General features: G+C 68.4%; 17 protein-coding genes and 2 pseudogenes. 7 read left to right on the top strand and 12 right to left on the bottom strand.

What is annotated here, in order from left to right:
- Nucleotides 1-26: 26 nt before the first annotated feature.
- Both ACZ54P_RS22460 and ACZ54P_RS22455 read right to left on the bottom strand, forming a co-directional pair.
- The gene (locus ACZ54P_RS22460; RefSeq protein ID WP_465463507.1) at nucleotides 27-881 is read right to left on the bottom strand and encodes a M23 family metallopeptidase; all 855 of its coding nucleotides are present in this window, start codon (nucleotides 879-881) and stop codon (nucleotides 27-29) included.
- 215 nt (nucleotides 882-1,096) lie between these two features.
- Nucleotides 1,097-2,908 (bottom strand): Xaa-Pro dipeptidyl-peptidase, encoded by a 1,812-nt coding sequence (locus ACZ54P_RS22455; protein WP_465463506.1) that lies wholly within the window; start codon nucleotides 2,906-2,908, stop codon nucleotides 1,097-1,099.
- 86 nt (nucleotides 2,909-2,994) lie between these two features.
- Between ACZ54P_RS22455 and ACZ54P_RS22450 the strand changes: the two genes are divergently transcribed.
- The gene (locus ACZ54P_RS22450; protein WP_465463505.1) at nucleotides 2,995-4,560 is read left to right on the top strand and encodes a DUF4139 domain-containing protein; all 1,566 of its coding nucleotides are present in this window, start codon (nucleotides 2,995-2,997) and stop codon (nucleotides 4,558-4,560) included.
- 81 nt (nucleotides 4,561-4,641) lie between these two features.
- On the opposite strand, the gene ACZ54P_RS22445 is transcribed toward ACZ54P_RS22450, so the two are convergent.
- From ACZ54P_RS22445 to ACZ54P_RS22435, 3 genes are read right to left on the bottom strand one after another with little or no spacing between them, the layout of a single operon-like run.
- Nucleotides 4,642-5,073, bottom strand: a complete 432-nt coding sequence (locus tag ACZ54P_RS22445; RefSeq protein WP_465463504.1) for a CBS domain-containing protein — start codon at nucleotides 5,071-5,073, stop codon at nucleotides 4,642-4,644.
- 29 nt (nucleotides 5,074-5,102) lie between these two features.
- Nucleotides 5,103-5,603 carry a hypothetical protein gene (locus ACZ54P_RS22440; RefSeq protein WP_465463503.1) on the bottom strand — a complete coding sequence of 167 codons (501 nt, stop codon included), beginning with the start codon at nucleotides 5,601-5,603 and terminating at the stop codon, nucleotides 5,103-5,105.
- Nucleotides 5,600-6,532: a neutral zinc metallopeptidase gene (locus tag ACZ54P_RS22435; RefSeq protein ID WP_465463502.1), complete on the bottom strand. Its 933-nt coding sequence runs from the start codon at nucleotides 6,530-6,532 to the stop codon at nucleotides 5,600-5,602. Before ACZ54P_RS22435 ends, ACZ54P_RS22440 begins: the two co-directional genes overlap by 4 nt.
- An 85-nt stretch (nucleotides 6,533-6,617) precedes the next feature.
- On the opposite strand from ACZ54P_RS22435, the gene ACZ54P_RS22430 reads away from it, so the two are divergent.
- A complete protein-coding gene (locus ACZ54P_RS22430) occupies nucleotides 6,618-8,627 on the top strand; it encodes a prolyl oligopeptidase family serine peptidase (protein WP_465463501.1) in 2,010 nt (669 codons plus the stop codon).
- A 77-nt stretch (nucleotides 8,628-8,704) separates the two neighbouring features.
- Here ACZ54P_RS22430 and ACZ54P_RS22425 read toward each other — a convergent pair whose 3' ends face one another.
- Both ACZ54P_RS22425 and ACZ54P_RS22420 read right to left on the bottom strand, forming a co-directional pair.
- Entirely contained in the window at nucleotides 8,705-9,019 is a 315-nt protein-coding gene (locus ACZ54P_RS22425; RefSeq protein ID WP_465463500.1) for a DMT family transporter, read from the bottom strand.
- A complete protein-coding gene (locus tag ACZ54P_RS22420; RefSeq protein ID WP_465463499.1) occupies nucleotides 9,019-9,675 on the bottom strand; it encodes an FMN-dependent NADH-azoreductase in 657 nt (218 codons plus the stop codon). The genes ACZ54P_RS22425 and ACZ54P_RS22420 overlap by 1 nt, the downstream gene beginning before the upstream one ends.
- Before the next feature lie 92 nt (nucleotides 9,676-9,767).
- Here ACZ54P_RS22420 and ACZ54P_RS22415 point away from each other — a divergent pair, with 92 nt between their 5' ends.
- The 3 genes from ACZ54P_RS22415 to ACZ54P_RS22405 all read left to right on the top strand — a co-directional run bounded on the left by ACZ54P_RS22415 (nucleotide 9,768) and on the right by ACZ54P_RS22405 (nucleotide 11,976).
- Nucleotides 9,768-10,355: a TetR/AcrR family transcriptional regulator gene (locus ACZ54P_RS22415; RefSeq protein WP_465463498.1), complete on the top strand. Its 588-nt coding sequence runs from the start codon at nucleotides 9,768-9,770 to the stop codon at nucleotides 10,353-10,355.
- 379 nt (nucleotides 10,356-10,734) lie between these two features.
- Nucleotides 10,735-10,908 (top strand): CGNR zinc finger domain-containing protein, encoded by a 174-nt coding sequence (locus tag ACZ54P_RS22410; RefSeq protein ID WP_465463646.1) that lies wholly within the window; start codon nucleotides 10,735-10,737, stop codon nucleotides 10,906-10,908.
- Nucleotides 10,909-10,926: 18 nt separating this feature from the next.
- On the top strand, nucleotides 10,927-11,976 hold the full coding sequence (locus ACZ54P_RS22405) for a DUF2293 domain-containing protein (protein ID WP_465463497.1): 1,050 nt from the start codon (nucleotides 10,927-10,929) through the stop codon (nucleotides 11,974-11,976).
- Between the two features lie 23 nt (nucleotides 11,977-11,999).
- On the opposite strand, the pseudogene ACZ54P_RS22400 reads toward ACZ54P_RS22405, so the two are convergent.
- Nucleotides 12,000-12,368 (bottom strand): annotated as a pseudogene (locus ACZ54P_RS22400) (PIN domain-containing protein); the annotation flags it as partial.
- A 96-nt stretch (nucleotides 12,369-12,464) separates the two neighbouring features.
- On the opposite strand from ACZ54P_RS22400, the gene ACZ54P_RS22395 reads away from it, so the two are divergent.
- Nucleotides 12,465-12,815: a DoxX family protein gene (locus tag ACZ54P_RS22395; protein ID WP_465463645.1), complete on the top strand. Its 351-nt coding sequence runs from the start codon at nucleotides 12,465-12,467 to the stop codon at nucleotides 12,813-12,815.
- 82 nt (nucleotides 12,816-12,897) lie between these two features.
- Here ACZ54P_RS22395 and ACZ54P_RS22390 read toward each other — a convergent pair.
- The 3 genes and pseudogenes from ACZ54P_RS22390 to ACZ54P_RS22380 all read right to left on the bottom strand — a co-directional run.
- Nucleotides 12,898-18,018, bottom strand: a pseudogene (locus tag ACZ54P_RS22390) (adenosylcobalamin-dependent ribonucleoside-diphosphate reductase); the annotation flags it as partial.
- Between the two features lie 97 nt (nucleotides 18,019-18,115).
- Nucleotides 18,116-18,604 carry a transcriptional regulator NrdR gene (gene nrdR, locus ACZ54P_RS22385; RefSeq protein ID WP_037304189.1) on the bottom strand — a complete coding sequence of 163 codons (489 nt, stop codon included), beginning with the start codon at nucleotides 18,602-18,604 and terminating at the stop codon, nucleotides 18,116-18,118.
- Between the two features lie 300 nt (nucleotides 18,605-18,904).
- On the bottom strand, nucleotides 18,905-19,399 hold the full coding sequence (locus tag ACZ54P_RS22380) for a LysM peptidoglycan-binding domain-containing protein (RefSeq protein WP_465463496.1): 495 nt from the start codon (nucleotides 19,397-19,399) through the stop codon (nucleotides 18,905-18,907).
- Nucleotides 19,400-19,729: 330 nt separating this feature from the next.
- Between ACZ54P_RS22380 and lexA the strand changes: the two genes are divergently transcribed.
- On the top strand, nucleotides 19,730-20,446 hold the full coding sequence (lexA, locus tag ACZ54P_RS22375; protein ID WP_465463495.1) for a transcriptional repressor LexA: 717 nt from the start codon (nucleotides 19,730-19,732) through the stop codon (nucleotides 20,444-20,446).
- An 85-nt stretch (nucleotides 20,447-20,531) separates the two neighbouring features.
- Here the strand turns inward: lexA and ACZ54P_RS22370 are convergent, their stop codons facing one another.
- Nucleotides 20,532-21,539, bottom strand: coding sequence for a hypothetical protein (locus ACZ54P_RS22370; RefSeq protein ID WP_465463494.1), 1,008 nt, complete (start codon nucleotides 21,537-21,539; stop codon nucleotides 20,532-20,534).
- Nucleotides 21,540-21,629 lie beyond the last annotated feature (90 nt).

The following is a 21,629-nucleotide window of genomic DNA, read 5'->3' as shown; positions in this document are numbered from 1 at the left end:
GGTCTATATTGCCCGGCCCCGCGGGATCAGCCGCAGTGTTCGAACGGGCTTTCGTAGGCATTCGAGCCGACCGAGCCGCCCCACTTCACGCAGGTCGAGGCGGCCGTCTTCGTCACCGGTCCGGCGTAGTAGGTGAAGCTGCCGGAGTCGGTCACGCGGGCCGCACCCTGGACTTCGAGGAACGCCGACACCGGCGAAGCGGTGCCGAGCGAAACCGCCTTCAGCGTGGTCACGCAGTTGGCCTTGGTCGAGGCGTTGTAGAGCAGGTACGCCGTGCCCGAGTTGTTCGCGAGCCCCTGCGAGTCGACCACCGAGAAGCCGCTGCCACACACCTCCGTGGCCTCGTACGGGTTGCCGCCGCACGAGTTCTTGCTGGTGAAGTCGGTGTGGCCGTAGTACGGCACCGCGACGCCGTTCAGCTTCGCCTTCTGCGCCACACCGTTCAGCCGCTCTTCGAAGTGCAGGTGAGGACCGGTCACCCCGCCGGTGGACCCCGCCGTGCCGAGCTGCTTGCCGAGGCTGACGGCCTGGCCGACCGAGACCGACTGAGTCGACAGGTGGGCATAGCGGGTGGTCCAGCCACCACCGTGATCGACCTCGACCCAGCGGCCGTAGCTCGTGCTGCCTTCGTTGGCGACCCGGCTGACGGTGCCGCCCGCCGAGGCCAGCACCGGCATCCCGGTGATCCCCGACTTCTGGAAGTCGACCGAGTTCGCCGGGCTGTGCCCGCTGAAGGTCGCGGCCGTGACGGTCACACCGCATTTGAACGGGACCTGGAAGTTGGGGGCGGCCGACGCCTGCGACGTCCCGGCCAAGGTCAGGCCGAGCGCGGGGAGAACGGTGGCCGCGGCGAGCACTGCGAGGCGGCGCAACCTGGACATGGAGACCTCCATCAGCTGGGAAAGCCGGACGCTTCGAAGCAAAGCCGGAGGAAATACATTTTCCATACAAGCGCGGAGCAGGGTGGAGGTTTTCGGCCTTCTGCTCCGAGGCTTCCGGTGTGGTCCGGAGTCCCAGTACATGAAGGCCCCCTTCCTTGCGCCAGGCGCAAGGAAGGGGGCCTTCATGTACTGCACCGCGAGCAAGGGCACCGGGCTCAGCCGAAGGCGGCGCGCAACGCGGGCTTTCCGCCCGCCACCGGCAGCACCACGGTGGTCCGGTTCAGTTCGAGCGCGATCCCCGCCCCGGGCTTCGGCCGGAGCGTGTAGTCGTGGTCGCTGGAGGCCAGCAGGAACTCGATCTTGTGCCCGGCCGCGAGCAGGTAGTCCTTCGCGACCAGTTCGACCTCGACGCGGTAGCTCTCGCCGGGGGTGATCGGCTCGGTGCGGGCGGGGTCGCGGCGGTTCTGCGGGTCGGTCCAGCCACGGCTGATCACCTTGGCCGTGCCGTCCGGGGCACGGTCGACGAGCACCGCCGTCACGTTCGCGGCGGGCTTGTCGAAGGACACCGACAAACCGGCCTTCGCGGTACCGGAGAGGCGTACCGGCTGCTTCGCCGCCGAGGTCGAGTACAGCAGCCGGTTGCCCGACGACGTCGCGTTCGCGAGCTGTTCGATGGTCTTGCTCGCGTCGTCGGCCAGCTTTTCGACGGCGGGCTTGCCCGGAACGGGGTTACGCGTGTCGAGCGTGCCCTTCGAGGAACCACCGGGCCACGGGTACAGCTTCACGTCCTGGGTGCCGGGCAGCGGCCACTCCGGCTCGTCCACCCACGACTTGTCCTCGCGCTGGATGGTGGCCTTCGGCTCGCGCTCGATGCCGTTGTCGACGTCGTAGAGGTAGTGCGACATCCACTTGTTCAGCGTGGCGAGCCAGACGTCGCGGCGGAGGCTGTACGGGTCGGCGTGCCCGGACTGGTGCAGCCAGATCTTGTGCTCGACACCGCGTGCCTTGAGCATTTCGTACCACCGCGTGCCCTGGTCGGTCTTGACGTTCCAGTCGCCGAGGCCGTGCACCACGAGCACCGAAGCGCGCACCTTGTTCACGTCGTTGCGGTAGTTCCGCACGTCCCAGAAGCGGCTGTAGTCGCCGGTCACCCGGTCCTGGTCGACGGCGATGCGGTCGATGAGCGGGCGGCAGACGGAGCGGTCCTGTCGCGTGTGGACGTACTCGGCGAGCACGTCCGCGTCCTCGCCTTGGAATCCGCCCGCCGCGACGACGGCGCCGTCGTTGCGGTAGTAGTCGTACCAGCTGGAGATCGCCGCGATCGGGACGATCGTCTCCAGTCCTTCGACGCCGGTGCTGGCCACCGCGTTCGGCAGCGTCCCGTTGTAGGAGACGCCCATCATGCCGGTCTTGCCGGTGCTCCAGTCCGCGACCGCGGCCTTGCCCGCCGCGTCACGCGCCGTCGTGCGGCCGTTCAGCCAGTCCACAATGGACTTCGCGCCGATGGTCTCGTTGACGTCGCCGGTGCTCGGGCACCCGGTGGACTGGCCGCTGCCGAGCGATTCGCCGTACACCACGGCGAACCCGCGGGCGGTGAAGTAGTCCTGGTAGCGCCAGCTGATCGGCACCGCGTTCGGGCCGACGGTCTTGGTCGCGATCCGCGGGCCGGCGGGGGCGCGTCGGGCGCCGGGCACGTACAGCTCGACGTCGACGTTGTGGTTCGCGACGTCGTTGCCGCCCGCGTAGTACGGGCTGGCCTGGTAGACGACCGGGACCTTCATCCCCTGCTGTGTCGCGCGGGGCCGCACCACCTCCGCGTGCACGAGGTCGTCCTTGCCGTCGCCGTCGCTGTCGACCGGCGCGGTGACCCAGACGTTCTCGCGGATGACGTCGGCCGGGTCGAACACCGGTTGCGCCTGACCGCCGGAGAACACAGGAGCCGGTGGCGTGTCGGCCTGAGCCGGCAAGGCCGTCGCCGGCAGGACCAGGACGGCGGTGAACAAGGCGGCGAGCCGGGCGACTCTCACGTGACCCCCAAAACGGGCATGGCGGGCGGGACTCAGCTGAGGCTTCCGGCCACCCGAACAGGTGTCAAGAGACTAACGTCGGGGGCATGCCTAGCACCGTGGAAGCCCCGATCGTCGCCGTCACCGTCTACCCGCACCACGCGCGGATCACGAGACGGGCGTCGGCGCGCCTCGACGGGGAAACACGCTTCGCGTTCGCGGGCCTGCCGTGGAATCTCGACGCCGATTCGGTCCGGGTCACCGGTTCCGGTCCGGCGGTCATCGCCGGGGTCGACGTCGCCGTCGAGCGCCATCCCGTACCCGCGGACGCCGCGCTGCGGGCGCTGACCGAGCGGCGGCGCGCCGACCAGGCCATGGTCGACGAGGTCGCGGACGCCGTCGCCGCGGAGACCGCGAAGGTCGATCTGCTGACCGGGGTGGCGGCACGCAGCGGCAAGAGTTTCGCGAAGGCGCTCGCGGCGGGCACGGCGGAACCGCCCCGGGTAGCCGAAGTCACCGACGCGCTCGGCACGCAACTGGCCGGTGCGCTCGGAAAACGCCGCGAACTGGGCATCCGGCTCGCCCGGCTCCGCGACGATCTCAAGGCGCTGGACCGGGACATCGAGGCGAAGCAGGGCGTGTCCGAAGTGGACAGCGCGACGGTCACGGTCGAGCTGGAGAGCGCGGAGGACGGTGCGGAGATCGGGCTGGAACTGTCCTATGTGGTCGCGAACGCGAGCTGGGAACCGGGCTACGACGTCCGTGTCCGCGGCGAGGACGTCACGGTGACCTGGTACGGGCGGATCACCCAGCACACCGGCGAGGACTGGCCCGAATGCGAGCTGGCCCTCTCGACCGCGCGCCCGGCGAGCACGGTGGAGGTGCCGGAGCTCGAACCGTGGTTCCTCGACCGCGTACGCCCGCCCCAGCCGATGATGGCGCGTGCCGCGTACGGCAGCGCGTCGCCCGCGGGTGGCGGGATTCCGGAGTCGGTGGGCATGGCCGCGCCCGCCGGGCCGCCGATGGCGATGCGGACCGCGACCGTCGAAGAAGGCACCACCGCGGTCACGTACCGGCCCGGCCGTCCGGTGGCGGTGCCCTCGGGCGCCCAGGGCCATCGCACGACGCTGGCGCAGCTGGATCTGACCGCGAAACTGGGCTATGTCACCGCTCCGGCGCTGTCGTCCGAGGCCTACCTTCGGGCGACCGTGGTCAACACTTCGCAGCACACACTCCGGCCGGGGAAGGCGTCGGTGTTCCATGAGACGGAGTTCGTCGGCACCACGCGGCTCGACGTCTGGGCACCGGGTGAAGAACTCGAACTCGCCCTCGGCGTGGACGACCGGATCCGGGTCGAACGCGAACTCGCCCACCGTTCGGCGAGCAAGGCGACGCTGTCCGGCGTGCGTAAGCGCGAGGCTTCGTACACCACGACGATCACCAACCACAGCCCTCGCGAAGCCGTCGTGACCGTGCTGGATCAGGCGCCGGTCTCCCGCGACGAGGCGATCTCGGTCCGGGAGGTCCGCGCGGTGCCGGAACCTGTGGAGCGGACAGAGCTGGGCGAGTTCACCTGGCGGCTGACGCTCGCCCCGGGCTCGAAGACGGTCGTGACGCTCGGGTACCGGGTGGACGTCGCGAAGGGGGTCGAGCTGTCGGGGTGGCGGGAGTAGGTGCCCCCGGGACGCCATGAAAGGTCCTTTCCTTGCAAATTTTGCAAGGAAAGGACCTTTCATGGCACTCGTCAGAGCGGATCAGCCCTGGGAGATGTAGGCCTCCAGCTGTTCCTGGCTCTTCTCCAGTTGTTCCATCCGCGTCTTCACGACGTCGCCGATGCTCACGATCCCCGCGAGCCTGCCGTCGACCACGACCGGCACGTGCCGGATCCGACGTTCGGTCATCAGCACCGACAGTTGGTCCACCGAGTCTTCGGGGGTGCAGCTGGCGACCATCTTGGTCATGATCGCGGCCACCGATCCGTCGAGCAGCTGGGGCCCGCGTTCGTTGAGCCGTCGCACCACGTCCCGTTCGGAGACGATCCCGACGATCCCGCCTTCGTCGTCGACGACCACCAGGGCCCCGACATTGTGTTCCGCGAGTCTCTCGAGCAGTTCGGTGACGTTCGTCTCCGGCGAGACGGTCGCGACGGCCGCCCCCTTGTTCCGCAACAGATCGGAAATCCGCATACGCGCTCCTCCCGGATGGGTGACCTGAGTCACTCCAGGTTATGGCCTGACCGCCATGGGCGAAAGCCCGCGGAGTCCGATTCGATACCCAGTCTGGTCGCGAGCGCGTCGTACGCCTCGATGATCCCGGTGCCGTACGGGTCGTCGCCGAGCGCGCCCAGGGTGCCGCGGCCCAGTTCCCACTGGGCCTTCGCGGCCTCGTGATCACCGAGTTTGCGGTAATCCTCGGCGAGATTCAGGTGCAGGGACGGATAGAACCCGCGGACGGCCAGGGTCGCGTGATACTCCTGGGCGCGTTCGTCGGTCAGCGAATCCGCGGCCGCGAGCGCGCGGAGATCCCAGGCGAGTTCGTCGGCGGGGTCGTCGCAGACGTCGGCCATGTAATGCGCGAGCGCGCATCGGTGCAGCGGGTCGCCGTCTTCGCCGATCCGCTCCCACAGCGCGGCGAACCTCGCGCGCGCACCGGCCCGGTCCCCGGAGATGTGCAGCTGGAGGCCGGTGTGGATTTCGGCCATCACGTCATCGGTCATTGGACGTCGGCCGCCGGTGCCGCCCAGGTGTTGCACGCCGAAGTCGCCTTCGCGGAAAACCCGGCCTTCGCCCACTTCAGCTGGTTGCGACGGCTGCCGTGGGTGTCGCTGTCGTCGGTGCGGCCGTAATCGGCGAGCGCCGCGTTGGCCAGTGAGGTGCTGATCGACCCGCGTCCGGAGGCGGCCGCGAGGGCGAGCGCGCCGAAGCAGTTCGCCTGCAGCTCGATGCGGCGGACGAGTTCCTTGTCCGCCGGGGTGTCCTCGTCCGGGGAGGACATCTTCTCCGCGGCCGCCGTCAGGATCCCGCTGGACCGCTGGACGTGGTGCCCGTACTCGTGGGCCATCGTCGCGAGGTGACGCGACCGTTCGAGGCCGGCGTCGCCGAGCATCCATTCGGTCGGCGCGTAGATCGTGGTGTCGCCGCCGCAGTAATAGGCGACGGCCTCGGTCTCGCTCGGCGCCTTCCCGCAGGCGCTGGTCTCGGGCAGGGTCACCTGGACGGTCGCCGTCAGCGTCGGCTCGTTCGCCTGGTCCAAAGCCGGTTTCCAGGCTTCGGCGAGACAGGAGGCGAAGGTCTTGTAGTACGTCTCCAGCTTCGCGGCGTCACGGCTGATCGCCGGAAGGCGGCAGGTGACGGCGCCGAGCGCGACACCTTCGGCGAGCAGCGGGTTCGTCTCCAGTTCCCGTACCTCCTTGGGCGGAGGTTTCGCCTTCCCGGCCGGTGCCTTGGCCACTTCCGAGGTGAGCGCGTCGGCGGCCGGGAGGGCCTGGCCGTCGATCTTCCGCGGTCCGCTCGCCATCGCCATCCCGGCCGCGGTCAGGACGGCGACGATGAGCACCCCGACCACGGCGGAACCGGTTTTGCGGGGGCTTTCGGAGCGAGGTGGAGACGGCGCGAACGGTCTGGGTACCTCGTCGGTGCCGGTCATGGTCTCCCCCAAGCGTGCGAGCCATCAGCATACGGAATGCCACACCTGGTGGCGCCGGGACGGAGCGCCCGGCGAGACTGTCAGCATGAGTGACGAGGACCCGTACCTGTGGCTGGAAGACGTGACCGGCGAAGAAGCGCTGGACTGGGTGCGAGCCCGCAACGCCGAAGCCCTGGCGGAACTGGCGGGCGGCGAGCGGTTCGCCGGTATCCGTGACGAGGTCCGGGAGGTCCTCGACGCCGACGACCGGATCCCTTACGTCCGGCGCCGCGGCGAGTATCTCTACAACTTCTGGCAGGACTCGGCCAATCCCCGCGGCCTGTGGCGCCGCACCACTCTCGAGCAGTATCGGCTCGACGCGCCGGAGTGGGAACTCCTGCTCGACGTCGACGCGCTGGCCGAGGCCGACGGCGAGAACTGGGTGTGGCAGGGCGCGGCCGTCCTCCGGCCGGGTTATGGGCGCGCGCTGGTCGAACTGTCGCGCGGCGGCGCCGACGCGACCGTGGTCCGCGAATTCGACCTCGACGAACGCCGGTTCGTCGAAGACGGTTTCTTCGTACCCGAAGCCAAGACCCGGATCGGCTGGATCGACCGCGACCGGGTCTACATCGGCACCGATTTCGGCGCGGGGACGCTGACCAACTCGGGCTATCCGAGGCTGGCGAAGGAATGGCGGCGCGGCACCCCGCTCGAAGAGGCGACAGTGGTCTTCGAGGGCAAGCCGGACGACGTCTCGGTGTCCGCCCACCACGACCCGACCGAGGGATACGAACGCGACTTCGTCTACCGGTCGATCGACTTCTACCGCACCGAACGGTATCTCCGGACGCCCGGCGGCCTCGAACGGATCGAGGTTCCCGAAGACGCGCAGACGTCCTCGCACCGCGAATGGCTGCTGATCCGGCTTCGCTCGGACTGGACCGTCGGCGGCACCACCTATCCCTCCGGGACCTTGCTCGCCTCCGGGTTCGACGCCTTCATGGCGGGCGAGCGCGACTTCACGACGCTCTTCACGCCCGACGCGCACTCGTCGCTGGAGTACTGGGTGTGGACGCACAACCACCTGTTGCTCTCGACGCTGTCCGACGTCCGGACGGAACTGCGCGTCCTCACGCCGTCGGACGGCTGGAGTTCCCAGCCGCTCGCGGGCGCCCCGGAACTGGGCACGGCGCAGATCACCGGCACCGACCCCGACGTCAGCGACGAGTACCTGCTCGACTCCAGCGGCTACACCCAGCCGTCGACACTGAGCTACGGGCACGTCGGTGGCGGCGTCGAAGTCCTCAAGCGCGCTCCCGCGTTCTTCGACAGCGAAGGCATGACGGTCTCGCAGTACTTCGCGACCTCGGAGGACGGCACGAAGATCCCTTACTTCGTCGTACGTCCTTCCGGCGCCGAAGGAGGGCCGACGCTGCTGACCGGCTACGGCGGCTTCGAGGTTTCACTGACCCCCGGCTACAGCGGCGTGATCGGCCGCGGCTGGCTCTCGCGCGGCGGGACCTACGTCGTCGCGAACATCCGCGGCGGCGGCGAATACGGGCCCTCCTGGCACACCTCGGTCACCAAAGCCAAGCGCTACAAGGTTTACGAGGACTTCTCGGCCGTCGCCGCCGATCTCGTCGAGCGCGGCATCAGCGAACCGGGCCGCCTCGGCATCCAGGGCGGCAGCAACGGCGGGCTGCTGATGGGGGTCATGCTGACGCGGTACCCGCACCTGTTCGGCGCGATCGTGAGCCAGGTACCGCTGCTGGACATGAAGCGGTACCACAAGCTGCTCGCCGGCGCGTCCTGGATGGCCGAGTACGGCGACCCCGACGACCCCGCCGAATGGGACTACCTCGGGAAGTACTCGCCGTACCAGAACGTCCACAGTGGACGCGCGTATCCGCCGGTCCTGTTCGTCACCTCCACCAGGGACGACCGGGTGCACCCCGCGCACGCGCGCAAGATGGTCGCGCGGATGCTGGAGCAGGGGCACGACGTGCGCTACCACGAGAACATCGAAGGCGGGCACGGCGCGGCGGCCGACAACGAGCAGCTGGCGTTCAAATGGGCGCTGGTGCTCGAATTCCTGTGGGAGAAACTCGCCGCCTGAGCACCCGCCGCCGGATGTCATGAGGGTCCCCATAGGACGATTTTCGTCCTATGGGGACCCTCATGACACGCTCGGCATCAGGCGGTCACCCTCGCCAGCACGACACCGCCGACGATCAGTCCCATCGCGGCGAACCGCCCGAAGCCGAGCGGGTCTTTGTGGACGACGACGCCGAACACGATCGCCCCCACCGCGCCGATTCCGGTGAACACGGCGTACGCGGTGCCTACCGGCAGCGAATCCATCGCCTTCGACAGCAGGTAGACCGCGGCGACGCCGAGCACGAAACACAGCACGGTCGGCCAGAAACGGGTGAAGTTCTCCGTCGGCTTGATGCTCTGCGACCAGGCGACCTCGACGACTCCGGCCAACAGCAGCATTCCCCAGCCCATCAGGCTTCCTTTCCGGCCGATGCCAGCTTTTCGGCCGTCAGCAGCGCCAGGTCCCGCGACGCGGCCCTGTCGGGATCGCGCGGGCTCAGCCTCGGGTCGACGAGCGCGTTGGTGAGTTCCGCGTGCAGGAACGTGACATCGTGGACGTCGTAGTGCCCGGCGAAGAAGTCACGCAGGTAGCGCTCGTGATGGTCGACCGGCTCGCGCGGCGTCCCCGGCAGGTAGGTGCCGCCACGTGCCCCGGCGACCACGAAAGCCTTGCCCGCCAAGGACATCTTCGGGAACGTGACCTGGTCGATCCACAGCTTGAGTGTCGCGGGAATGGAGAAGTTGTACATCGGCGCCCCGATCAGCACGACGTCGGCGGCGAGCAGTTCGGCCAGCAGCGGCTCGATGATCGCCCAGGCCGCACGCTGTCCGGCCGTCTTCACCACCGACGCGTAGTCAGCCGGATCGGTGATTTCGGCGGCGAGGACGGCGTCGCAGATCTCGGTCCACGCCTGCCCGATCGGGGGCGCCGGTTCGGCCGCCACGTCGCGGTAGGTGTACTCCGCGCCGGGGTGCGCGGCGCGCCAGACCTCGGCGAAGCGAGCGCTCAGCTCGCGGGAAAACGACGCACGGCGGGCGCTGGAGTCGAGGTGGAGAAGGTGGCACATCGGGCCTCCCGGACCAGGAAGTGGACACGACGTCCACTTGCTTCGCCGGGTACAAGTGGACGACGCGTCCGGATATTCCCTAGGCTCAAGACATGCCGCCAGAAGATCTGCTCGCGAACGGCCCGGGACGGGAACGAGCCGATGCCGCCCGGAACCGCGTGAAGATCCTGAAGGCCGCCGAAGAGCTCTTCGCCGCACGTCCGGCCGGGGACGTCACCATGGAAGACATCGCCAAGGCGGCCGGCGTCGGCCGCGCCACGCTGTACCGCCGCTACCCCGACCGCTCGGCGATCGCCGTCGCCCTGCTGGACGAACACGAGCGGGAGCTGCAGGAGCGGCTGCTCACCGGCCCTCCCCCGCTGGGACCCGGCTCGCCGCCCGCCGAACGGCTGGCCGCGTTCTACGCGGCGATGACCGGTTTGCTCGACCGGCACGCGCATCTCGTACTCGGCACCGAGGTCGGGCATTCACGGTTCGCCACCGGCGCGTACCGGCTGTGGCGCACCCACGTCCGCTTCCTCGCCGAGCAGGCGGGCGCGAAGGATCCGGACGCGCTCGCCGACATCCTGCTGGCACCGCTCGCCCCGGAGGTCTTCCTCTATCAGACAGGTGAACTCGGCCTGAGCACTGAACGGATCACCGAGGCGCTGAAGGAGCAGGCGCTGCGGGCGTTGCCTTGATCAGCCGCCGAGGCCGTCGACCACGCACCGGCCGGACGGAGCCTGATCTGGACCGTCCTCTCGTGGTCCCAGTCCTTCGACCGCCAGGTGAGGCGGATCTTCTCGCGTTCGCGATAGCCGCGGGTTTCGCGCCCTGGGCGTGCAGTGCGGACGCCATGTGCAGAGAGCGTTCCGCGAGTTCGCCGTACGTCAAGCTCCCCACCAGTGCGACCCGGCCGGGTTCCGAGGCGGCCAGCCGGTAGAAGTCGGCGTGCAGGGCACGATCCGGCAGCGGGCCTTCCGTGGCGTTGACCGCCGTCCGCTTCGTCGACGGCGTCCCAGTTGATGGGCGCCTCCCGTCACCGGCAAGCAACTCCTCGGCTCCGTCGCCCGCGACGCCATCGAACTCGTCTCGGGCCATCGGTCCGGCCGCGTACACGAGTGCTCCGCGAACGACTGCTATCTGCTCTTCTTCGACACCTCACGCTCGGGCAACCGCCGCTGGTGCTTGATGGAGCGCTGCGGCAACCGCGCCAAGATCCGGGCCTACCGGGCGCGGGCCGAAACCGCGTGATCGCTAGAATTCCCGGCGATGCAGGGTGCGGCGAAGCTGGAACAGCGTGTCGTGGAGACGGCGGAGAAGCTGTTGTCCACGCGAAAATCGGTGACCGCGCTCGACGTCCTGGCCGGGATCGGCTGGCTGTCGGACAACATCATCAGGGCGTGGCAGCAGAGCAGGATCCCCGACCTGTCGACGGCGCTGCCGGTGGACAAGGAAAAGCTGAGCTTCGCCCTCGGAGCGCTTCAGCGCTGGGCCGAAGCGAACGGCCTCGAAGGTTCCGAGATCGAACACGTCGCGGCGACACGTGACCGGGCCGCCCTGAGAGCGACTTCGGGTGACCTGGCCGACCTCGAACCGCTGTTCCGGACGCACTGGATCATGCCGGGACTGTCCGACGCCAAACGCGCGCAAGTCGTCGCGCGGCAACAGAAAGCCCCCGACCTCTTCGTCTGGGTCGCGCTCAAGGAATGGACCTGTGCCGAGTGCGGCGGTACCGGTGATCTGCTGTACCTGGAGAAAGAGGTGCCGCATTGCCTCGACTGCGCCGACCTCGGCCACCTGGTCTTCCTGCCCTCCGGTGACGCGACCCTGACCCGCCGGGCCAAGAAGGCGAGCCGCCTCTCCGCCGTGGTCACGCGCTTCAACCGGTCACGGAAACGCCAGGAGCGGCAAGGAATCCTGGTCGAAGAAGGGGCGCTTCGCAGCGCCGAGGAACAGTGCTTCGCCGACGAGGACGTCCGGGAACGCCGTCGCGTGCGTGATCGCGAGCGGCGCGCACAGGAAGACGTCGAATTCACCGCCCGGTTCTTCACCGCGATCACCGAGATGTTCCCCGGCTGCCCGCCGGAGCGGGCGCGCGCTATCGCCGAACACGCCGGTCAGCGCGGCAGTGGCCGGGTCGGCCGGTCCGCGGCCGGGCGCGAACTGGCCGAGCGGGCGGTGTTCCTCGCCGTCGTCGCCTCGATCCGGCACCTGGACACCGACTACGACGACCTCCTCATGGCGGGCGTGGAACGGCAGACCGCCCGTGACCGCATCCGCTCGACCATCGACACGGTGCTCGAACGCTGGCGCGCCTGACCGCTGCCACCCTTGAGCGCGCCTCACAGCAGTCCCTGGCGCCGGGTCCACTCACCGAACTCGGCACCAGGGCAAGGAAGCCGCATGCCCGTGTCCCGGACCAAGTCGATGAGGTTTCCAGCGGCAACCTCGGTCAGCTTCCCATCCCGGCAGGCCCGCGCCAGAAGCCAGCTCGTTCCGTGCACCTCCAGGCCATACCGCCTGGCCACTCGAATGGCGGCCTGGTCATCGGTTATCGCGGTGCAGTCTTCCAATTCCGCGACCGCGAACACACCGGCCTCGCCCCGATCCCGCTCGCCGGCGCCGATCCTTTCCGCCCATTTCACGAAACATTCGAGTTCGGCGATCGTGTCGAGCCGATGCACTTTGATCCATTCGAGCGCCAAGGCGTCCTGAAGGGCCGGGTGCGCCGACGAACATGCGGAACAGCCATGAGCGGGTCGATCATGGTTCTGTCACGCTCCGGGCCCGGGCCTCGTCCAGAGGGCATGTTCACCGCCTACCTCACCGTGGCCATCGTGACGATCGTGGTCAACGCCGGAATCGCCGCCGCCGACTTCGCACGCGTCCCCTTCGTCCTCAAGAACTCCGCCGAAGTCGACGTGCCCCCGTCCTGGATCCCGCCGCTCGCCTCGCTGAAGGCGGCGGGCGCGGGCGGATTGCTGCTCGGCCTGCTCGGCGTGCCTTACCTCGGCACCGCGGCGGCTGTCGGGCTCGTGTTGTTCTACGTCGGCGCCGTCATCACTCACGTGCGTGCCCGCGTCTTTTACAACATCGCCTTCCCCGCCGGGTTCCTTGCGCTGGCGGTGGCCACTCTCGTCCTCGATCTCGCGCGGTGAATTCCCCGCAGCCCGATGTCATGAGGGGGTCTTTCAGGACGCTCTTTGTCCTGAAAGACCCCCTCATGACACTTCCCAGAGATCAGCTGCAGCCGGAGGTCGCGCCGCACCCTTCACAGGCGTAGCAAGAGCCGGCGGGCCGCATCTTCGTGCCGCAGGTCATGCAGAGCGGCGCGTCGGAAGCCGTGCCGAGGTTCAGCTCCACCAGCTCCGCCGTCGAGTGCGCCATCTTGGCGGGTTCCGCGGGCGACGAGTCCACAGTGGACCGAAGCGCGTCGATGTCGACGCTCTCCGGTTCCGCGGCGGGGGCCGAGCCGCCGCCGTAGTTCGCCTCGACCTGCGCCGAACGCTCGTCGGCGGTGAAGATGCCGAGCTGGGCACGCTTCTCGTACGGCAGGTAGTCCAGTGCCAGCCGGCGGAACAGGTAGTCCATGACGCTCGTGGCGATCCGGATGTCCGGGTCGTCGGTCATCCCGGCGGGCTCGAAGCGCAGGTTGGAGAACTTCGAAACGTAGAACTCCAGTGGAATCCCGTGCTGCAGGCCGACCGAAATCGACATGGAGAACGCGTCCATCACGCCCGCGAGGGTCGACCCCTGCTTGCCCAGCTTCACGAAGATCTCGCCGAGTCCGTCGTCCGGATAGGAGCCGGCGTGCAGGTAGCCCTCAGCACCGCCGACAGTGAACGACACCGTCTGGCTCGGGCGCTTCTTCGGCAGGCGCTTGCGGACCGGCCGGTACTCGACGACCTTCTCCGCCTCGGGCTCTTCCTTCTTCGCCGAGCCCTTCTTGCCGGTCGACAGCGGCTGCCCGACCTTGCAGTTGTCACGGTAGATCGCGAGCGCCTTGAGACCGGATTTCCAACCCTGGAAGTAGATCTCCTCGACCTCTTCCACGGTCGCCGACTCCGGCATGTTGACCGTCTTGGAGATCGCGCCGGACAGGAACGGCTGCACCGCGGCCATCATCCGGACGTGGCCCATCGGCGCGATGGACCGCTCCCCCACCGCGCAGTCGAACACCTCGTAGTGCTCGGAGCGCAGTCCGGGGGCGTCGACGACGTGACCGTGCTGGGCGATGTACTCGACGATCGCTTCGACCTGTTCGCCTTGGTAACCGAGTGCGGTCAGCGCGCGCGGGACGGTCTGGTTGACGATCTGCATCGAGCCGCCGCCGACCAGTTTCTTGAACTTGACCAGCGAGAAGTCCGGTTCGATGCCGGTCGTGTCGCAGTCCATCATGAAGCCGATGGTGTTGTGGCTGACGAAACCATTGGCGACGTAGGTGACGTTGTCCGGCACCGACAGGTCATAGGTTGGCTGAACGCCACCGTCCTCATTGGACTCGACGGGCTCGAAAAGGTACTTGAGCGCCCGGCCGAGCCGGGAATCGAGGTTCTCGGAGTAGATCCGGCGGGCCAGAGTCCGTGCCACTCCACCGGTCTTCCGCAGCGACTGCACGACCGCGTCGCGGTACTCGTGTCCAAGAGGCACCAGTGCGTCCCACACGGACCGTGGAAGGTGTACTCGATCACCCCTGGCCGACCCGTCCGGCTCCAGGCACACCATCGACCGTGCCTTACGCTCACCGAGGAAACCGACGACCTCGTCGAAGATCATGGCGTGGTCGACATTCCGTAGCCGGAGCTGAAGTACCGGCCCGCCGGATCCGCTGGTCGTCCGGTGGGTCGTGGTCGCCATGCCCAGGGTCAACAGCAGGCTTCGAAGGTCTTCACCGAAAAGCTGCGAGGAGGTGGAGACGCTCGGAACTCCTTCGAGCACGGTCCCGTCCGCCTCGAAGACTCCGCGCAGGAACGCGGCGTAGACCTCGGTGTCGTTGGTCTCCCGGATACTCGCCGGAACCCGGGGAGTCCAGCCTTTTCCGGCGTGGTCGAGAGCGGGAAGTTCCTTCGCGAAACCGGCCGCCTGCCACCACCGAGCCAGGCGAACAGACTGGAGGGACACCTCCTGGTAGCCCTGACATTGCCGGACCGCGGGCTCGAGGTCGAAGAGACCCTTGCTCAGGATGCGTAAGCGTTCGACGACATCGAGATCGGTGTCGGCCACACAGAGCCGGATGCCCTTGGCGTGCAGACTGCCGTCGCCTGCGAAGTACCCCACCAGTTCCGCGAGATCGGCGGTGACCTCGTCCGGTACCCGGATATCGCGGTCGCCGGCGTAGTACGCCTGGTCGAGTACGGGCAACGGCACTCGGCGAGGATCGCCGACCAGACCACCCAGCTGCAGGGGCACCAGATCGCCGGGCTGGATGTCGGCGAGTCGTTTCCAAACCCAGGACCCGGTCTGCGGTTCCAGCACCTTGACCCGGTGGGCGAGGGTCCCCTGGATCCGGTATCCGCCCTTGGTCTCGACCCGGCGGGTGGGCTCCTCGCCGTTGACGAAGAACTTCGTGGCTTGGCGCGGGCCTTCGTCGGTCGCGACCGTGAACTCGACGTCCTGCCAGCGGTCTCCGTACAGATCGCCGAGTTCGGAGAGCCGGGCCAGTCCACGGTCGGTGGTGACCAGGGTGTCCGCGGTCAGGCATCCGGTGGGCGCGAGCACTGAGGCCTGCGCGTTGCGCCAGCCGCTGGTCTCGCCCAGTTCGATTCCGCGCTTCCATTCCTGGGTCGCGAGCGCGCGGACCGCGGCGTCTCCTGTGTGGTAGGTCCGCACCAGTTCGTTGGCCGCGGCGTGCTTGCGCATGACCCGCTGGTGCGCCTCGGCGTTGCGCGCGTAGCCCTCGTACGGACCGACGGCGGCGGCGAGTTCGGCCGAACGCCGGTACGAGACGCCCGTCATCAGCGAAGTGATCGCGGCGGCGAGCGCGCGGCCGCCGTCGGAGTCGTAGGCATGCCCGAGCGCCATCAGTAGCGCACCGAGGTTCGCGTATCCGATACCGAGCTGGCGGAACTTGCGCGTGGTGTCGCCGATCGCCTCGGTCGGGAAGTCGGCGAAGCAGATCGAGATGTCCATCGCGGTGATGACCAGCTCGACGGCCTTCGCGAACAGCGGCGCGTCGAAACCGCCGTCGGCGGTGGCGAACTTGAGGAGGTTCAGCGAGGCGAGGTTGCAACTGGAGTTGTCCAGGTGCATGTACTCCGAACACGGGTTGGACGCGGTGATCCGGCCCGATTCGGGGCAGGTGTGCCAGTCGTTGATCGTGTCGTCGTACTGCAGACCCGGGTCCGCGCACTCCCAGGCGGCCTGGGCGATGGTGCGGAACAGCTTCTTGGCGTCGACCCGGTCGATGACCTCGCCGGTCATCCTCGCCCGCAGGCCGAACTCGCCCTCGGACTCGACGGCCTGCATGAACTCGTCGGAGACGCGGACCGAGTTGTTCGCGTTCTGGTACTGGACGGAGGTGATGTCGGAGCCGGAGAGGTCCATGTCGAACCCGGCGTCGCGGAGGACCTTGATCTTCTCCTCTTCACGGGCCTTGGTCTGGACGAACTCTTCGATGTCCGGGTGGTCGACGTCGAGCACGACCATCTTCGCCGCGCGCCGGGTGGCGCCACCGGACTTGATGGTGCCCGCGGAGGCGTCGGCACCGCGCATGAACGAGACCGGACCGGACGCGGTGCCACCGGAGGACAGCAGCTCACGCGAGGAACGGATACGGGAAAGGTTCAGGCCGGCACCGGAGCCGCCTTTGAAGATCAGGCCCTCCTCGCGGTACCAGTTGAGGATCGACTCCATGGTGTCGTCGACCGCGAGGATGAAGCAGTTGTGCACCCGGAGGTTGCCGGACAGGTACTCGCCGGACTCGGTCTGGATATCGTAAACCGGCATCTCGCCACGGCTTTCGATGCCGGCGATCTGCAGCCGCTTGGTCTCCAGCGCGGGACGCCCGGGCTTCTCGAAGGATGCTTCGAGCTTCGCGGCCTTGATCGGGTCGAGGAAACCGACGGCATCGGCGAAAAGCCGACGGTCACCCGCGTTCTGGATGCGGATCCCCCACAGGGCGTGACGGTCGTCCCGCTTCTCGGCCTTGCGTCCGACCCGGGCGAAGATGCCGAACCTCGAGAGAAGGTGCTGGATCCCGCGGATCAGTTCCTCGCTGATCATGTCGAGCCCCACCAGCGCCGACCGCTCGCGTTCGGACACATAGCCCTCGGCTTGGAAGATGCTCCGGAGGTAGGCGGCGACCACGGGAAGCGGGGCGGTGTTCAGGTCTTCGGGGACCGTCATGTCGCGGCCGCGGGCGCGCAGGCCCCAAGCGCTCACGAAGGATTCGAGCTCGGTCCCGTACAGACGGGTGCGACGGCAGTCCAGCGACCGGTCCGGTGTCTCGACTTTCCGCTCATGACGGCGCACATCGGGAAAGACGCGATCGAGGGCGCGCCGCACCCAGGCGAGTTCGGCGTCGGTGACGGTCATCGCCTCGATCGTCAGGGAACGGTTGGTCCCTTCGTACTGGCCGACGAAACCGTCTGATTGCAACCAGCCGGCGAGAGCGGCCTCGGCCACGTCCAGCTCGTTGATCTCGGTCTCACCGAAGGCATCGCGCCGGTGCCATTCGAGAGTGTCTCCGGCACGGAGTTCCCCGGCGGGCACGAAGGCGCCACCACTCCCGGTCGAGCGCCAGACAAGGTGATCGGCGGTCACGTCGAGGCGGTGACCGGACTTCGTCGTGAGGCGCAAGACCTCTTTGACCCCGTTCGCTTTGGTGGCGATGACCTTGGTCAGGCCGTGCGCGTCATAGACCTTGGCGCCCACCGCGTCCAACTCGACGATGCGCCCGATGGGAACCGCACCACCGGGAGTGTTGACCAGCGCGTCGTAAGGCTGACACGCCGAGACCTGCTGCTTCGAGGCGGTTCCGACGTTGAACCACACCGGCGAGTTGAAGCTGAACACCTGGTGCAGCAGCATCCAGGTCAGCTCGTGTTCGAAGACCTCGGCGTCGGCGGGGCTCGCGAAGTAGCCGTGTTCGCGGCCCGCGTTGACGTAGGCGTGGACGACGCGGTCGATCAGCTGCTTGAGGCTCTGCTCGCGCTGGGCCGAGCCGACGGCGCCGCGGAAGTACTTGCTGGTGACGATGTTCGTCGCGTTGACGGACCAGAAGTCGGGGAACTCGACGCCGCGCTGTTCGAAGTTGACCGTGCCGTCGCGCCAGTTCGTCATCACGACGTCCCGGTTCTCCCAGGTGACCTGGTCGTACGGATGGACGCCCTCGGTGGTGAAGACCCGCCGCACGGTGAGCCCGCCTGCCTGCTTCTTACTCGTCCGCGCTGTGGCCGGGTTACCTGTTCCCACGGTCTCGGTCATGGGTCTATCCCTCACTCCCACGCGGGAGGCGGCATCAGCCGTCTTTCGCGTCTTGATCGCTCTCGTCCGGGGCGGCAGCCATGGCCTCGCGAAGGTCCGAGATCTCCTTTTCGAAGTCCTCGACCGAGGAAAAGGAGCGGTAGACACTGGCGAACCGGAGATAGGCGACGCCGTCGAGTTCACGCAGGGGGCCCAGGATCGCCAGGCCGACCTCGTGACTCGGGATCTCCGCCAGCCCCGCCGACCGGATCGACTCCTCGACCCGCTGCGCGAGCTGCTGCAGCGCGTCGTCGTCGACCGGCCTGCCCTGGCAGGCGCGTCGCACCCCCCGAACCACCTTGTCCCGGCTGAACTGCTCGGTGACCCCGGATCGCTTGACGACGGCGAGCACCATCGTCTCCGAAGTGGTGAAGCGCCGGCCGCAAGCGGCGCACGAGCGCCTCCGCCGGATCGCCTGACCCTCATCCACCTCTCGGGAGTCGACGACCCGAGAGTCCGCATGCCGGCAGAACGGGCACCTCATCCGCCGATCACCTTCCCCTCCGCGCCGGCCGGTCCCCGAGTGGACGCCCGCCCCGTCGCCACGCAACGACGAAAAAACCGACCTGTGGATCGATCTGTGGACATCCGGTGGGCGAACACCGGTCAGCTGTGGACAACTGGCACCGAGTCTACCCCAAGCTATGGACCAACTACAGCCATGTAACTACTACATATAGCGGTGGAGACTAGATCGCAGGTGGGGCGCACGCAAGCGCAACCGCGAGGCCGATCGGACACGAAAGGGGACATCACCCGCGGTGGGTGAGAGCGGTCTCCAAGCTCACCTCCGACCCTCGGCGACCTCGGCCGCGACCGGGACGGTGAGCGGCAGTCCGGGCACCAGAACGGCGTCTTCCAGGGAGTTGAGTTCCTTGATCTTGGCGACGACCGCGCCGGTGTCACTCCCTGGCGCGAAGCGCGCCGCGAGATCCGCCAGCGACTCCCCCGCCGAAACGGACACCGTGGCGGTCCGCTCGGGCACGGCGGCGCCGGGCGCACCGGCCAAGAACAGACCCAATCCGGTGACGACGCCGGCGACGAGCAAGGCCAACGTGACGAGCGACGGCCAGCGAAGCGGGAGCCGCCGGGGCGCCGGGCAACCCGGCGAGACGGTGGCGACGCCGGGGCGATGACCGGCCACGACCCGCGCCCGCGACGGCGGCCGCAGCGGCTCGGCGCGCCTGCCCCGAACCGCCCGCACCGGCCGGGTCAGCCCTGCCGGAACGGGCCCGGGGGCACTGGGTCGCACCAGTCCTCGATCGGCCAGAATCGACATCGGAACCTCCTCGCATCCTGCTTCACTCAGGTCCAGCGCCGGGCGGGCCCGGCGATCAAGATCGAACACGCGTTCTATCGAACGCCCGTGCGAATGTGTACCACCTCCCACCGACAAAAATCGAGCGACACGGCGTGTCCATCGAACAGATGTTTGAAATCGTCGTCCCGGCGGGCTAACGTCGTTGACCAGGGCGTCTGCTGTGCGGACGCCGCCGGTGCCGTGGGCGGCAAGGTCGCCCGCCACCGGCGAAGACAGCGAGGACACGCGGAGTCGGTCCGGGCGACCGGACGTACTGGGAGGCGACGCAGGAGATGAAGGAGCGAGACGGTGGCTAAGGAGAGCAAGGCAGGGAACGCGCCTAGGCGCTCGGGCAAGGTGCGCGCCTTGCCCGAGGTCTACGAGGTGGACGAGACCCTGACCGTGCGGCAGCAGCAGGTGCTCGACGTGATCAAGCTGTGGGTGAGCCGGTTCGGCTACCCGCCGAGCGTGCGGGAGATCGGCGAGGCGGTCGGGCTGACCTCCACCTCGTCGGTGTCGCACCAGTTGCAGGCCCTGCAGCGCAAGGGATATCTGCGACGCGACCCGAACCGCCCGCGTGCGGTGGGCGTACTCGCCGTGACGGACGACAATCCGATGGGCATCGACGTCGAGCAGCCGCAGTCGGCCGCGAAGGCCGCGTACGTGCCGCTCGTCGGCCGGATCGCCGCCGGTGGGCCGGTTCTGGCCGAGCAGGCGATCGAAGACGTCTTCCCGCTGCCGCGGGAAATCGTCGGTGAGGGTGAGCTCTTCCTGCTCAGCGTCACCGGTGACTCGATGATCGACGCCGCCATCACCGACGGCGACTGGGTGGTCGTGCGCCAGCAGCCCACGGCCGACCCCGGCGAGATCGTGGCGGCGATGATCGACGGCGAGGCAACGGTCAAGACGTTCAAGCGCAAGGACGGCCACATCTGGCTGATGCCGCACAACGAGGCCTACGAGCCCATCCCGGGTGACGACGCCACGATCCTCGGCAAGGTCGTGGCCGTTCTCCGCAGGCTTTAGTCCCGAACCGGAGCGCGCCGGGATCCCAGGTCACGAGACCACGGGTCAGACCCGGCAAGCTTCGGTGGCCTCGACCTCCTTTTCTTCAGGCGCGCCGTTTGCGCAGCCTGCCGACCAGGAGGAGACCGCCGATCACGACGATCGCGGCGATGCCGACCTGCACGTACGGGAAGTCGGTTCCCTGGCCCTTGCCACCGGCCGCGGAAGTCCCGCCCGACGTACTGCCCTCGGCCTTGGCCGCGGCGAGCGCGGCCGCGCCCTTCACCGCACGGATCTGCTCCCCGACGCCCTCCCCGCCGGACAGCAGCGTCCCGTCCGGGTCGAAGGCGAGCGCCTCCCCCTGCTTTTCGTTCGCCAGGGGCACGCGCACGGGTTCGCGCTGCAACGCGCCCGCCAGATCGCCGTCGGTGACGGCGTAGAGATAGGCGTCGGTGTAGGTGCGCAACGCGACCACCGAGCCGTCGGCCATCGACGCCGCGCCGGTCACCGTCATCGAACCGATCGAGCCGACCGGCCCGCCCGGGGTCGAAGTCTCCTTGATCCGCAGCGATCCCACGCTCTCCAGCGGGGTCGGGCCGGGACTGGCGAGCGGCCCGGTGGGCCGGTACACCTTCGCGTCGCCGAAGATGTCCTTGGTGATCAGGTACGGCTTGCCCGAGCGGTCCATGATCAGCGCTTCGACGTCGTGCTGGCCGTCGGGGTAGGTGAGCCGGTGCAGTGTCGCCTTGCCCTGCGGGGTCAGCGAGATCAGAGCGACCGTGTCTCGCTTCTTGCGGTTGTCGCCGGTGTCGGAAAGCCAGAAGGTGCCGTCCGCGGTGCGGGCGAGGTCTTCGGGGTCGTACGGATCCGTCGCGGCCGAGATGACCTTCTGGACCTTGCAATCGCGGCCGAGGACGAAGACCTGCGTCTTGGTGCCGCCGTCGTTGAGGGCGTACAGGCGCTCGCCGTCCGAAACGAGGCCGGACAACTCACTGAGCCGGGAATCGCTGTTCTTGCACACCGGCTGCGGCGCCGGAACCTCCTGCGCCACGGCGGGTGTCGTCCCGCCGATGAACGCCGCCAGCACGGCTACCGCCGCGACAATCCCCCGCACATCCGCCTCCGTACCGTGGAACCCCTGAAGCCCCACACTACGGAGACGTCCGGGACGGCGCGCAGTTCGGTGCGAACGCCGAGACAGTCC

The organism is Amycolatopsis sp. NPDC034160 (assembly GCF_055575355.1).
The sequence above is the reverse complement of the archived record's forward strand: the minus strand, read 5'-3'. Positions and strand labels throughout refer to the sequence as shown.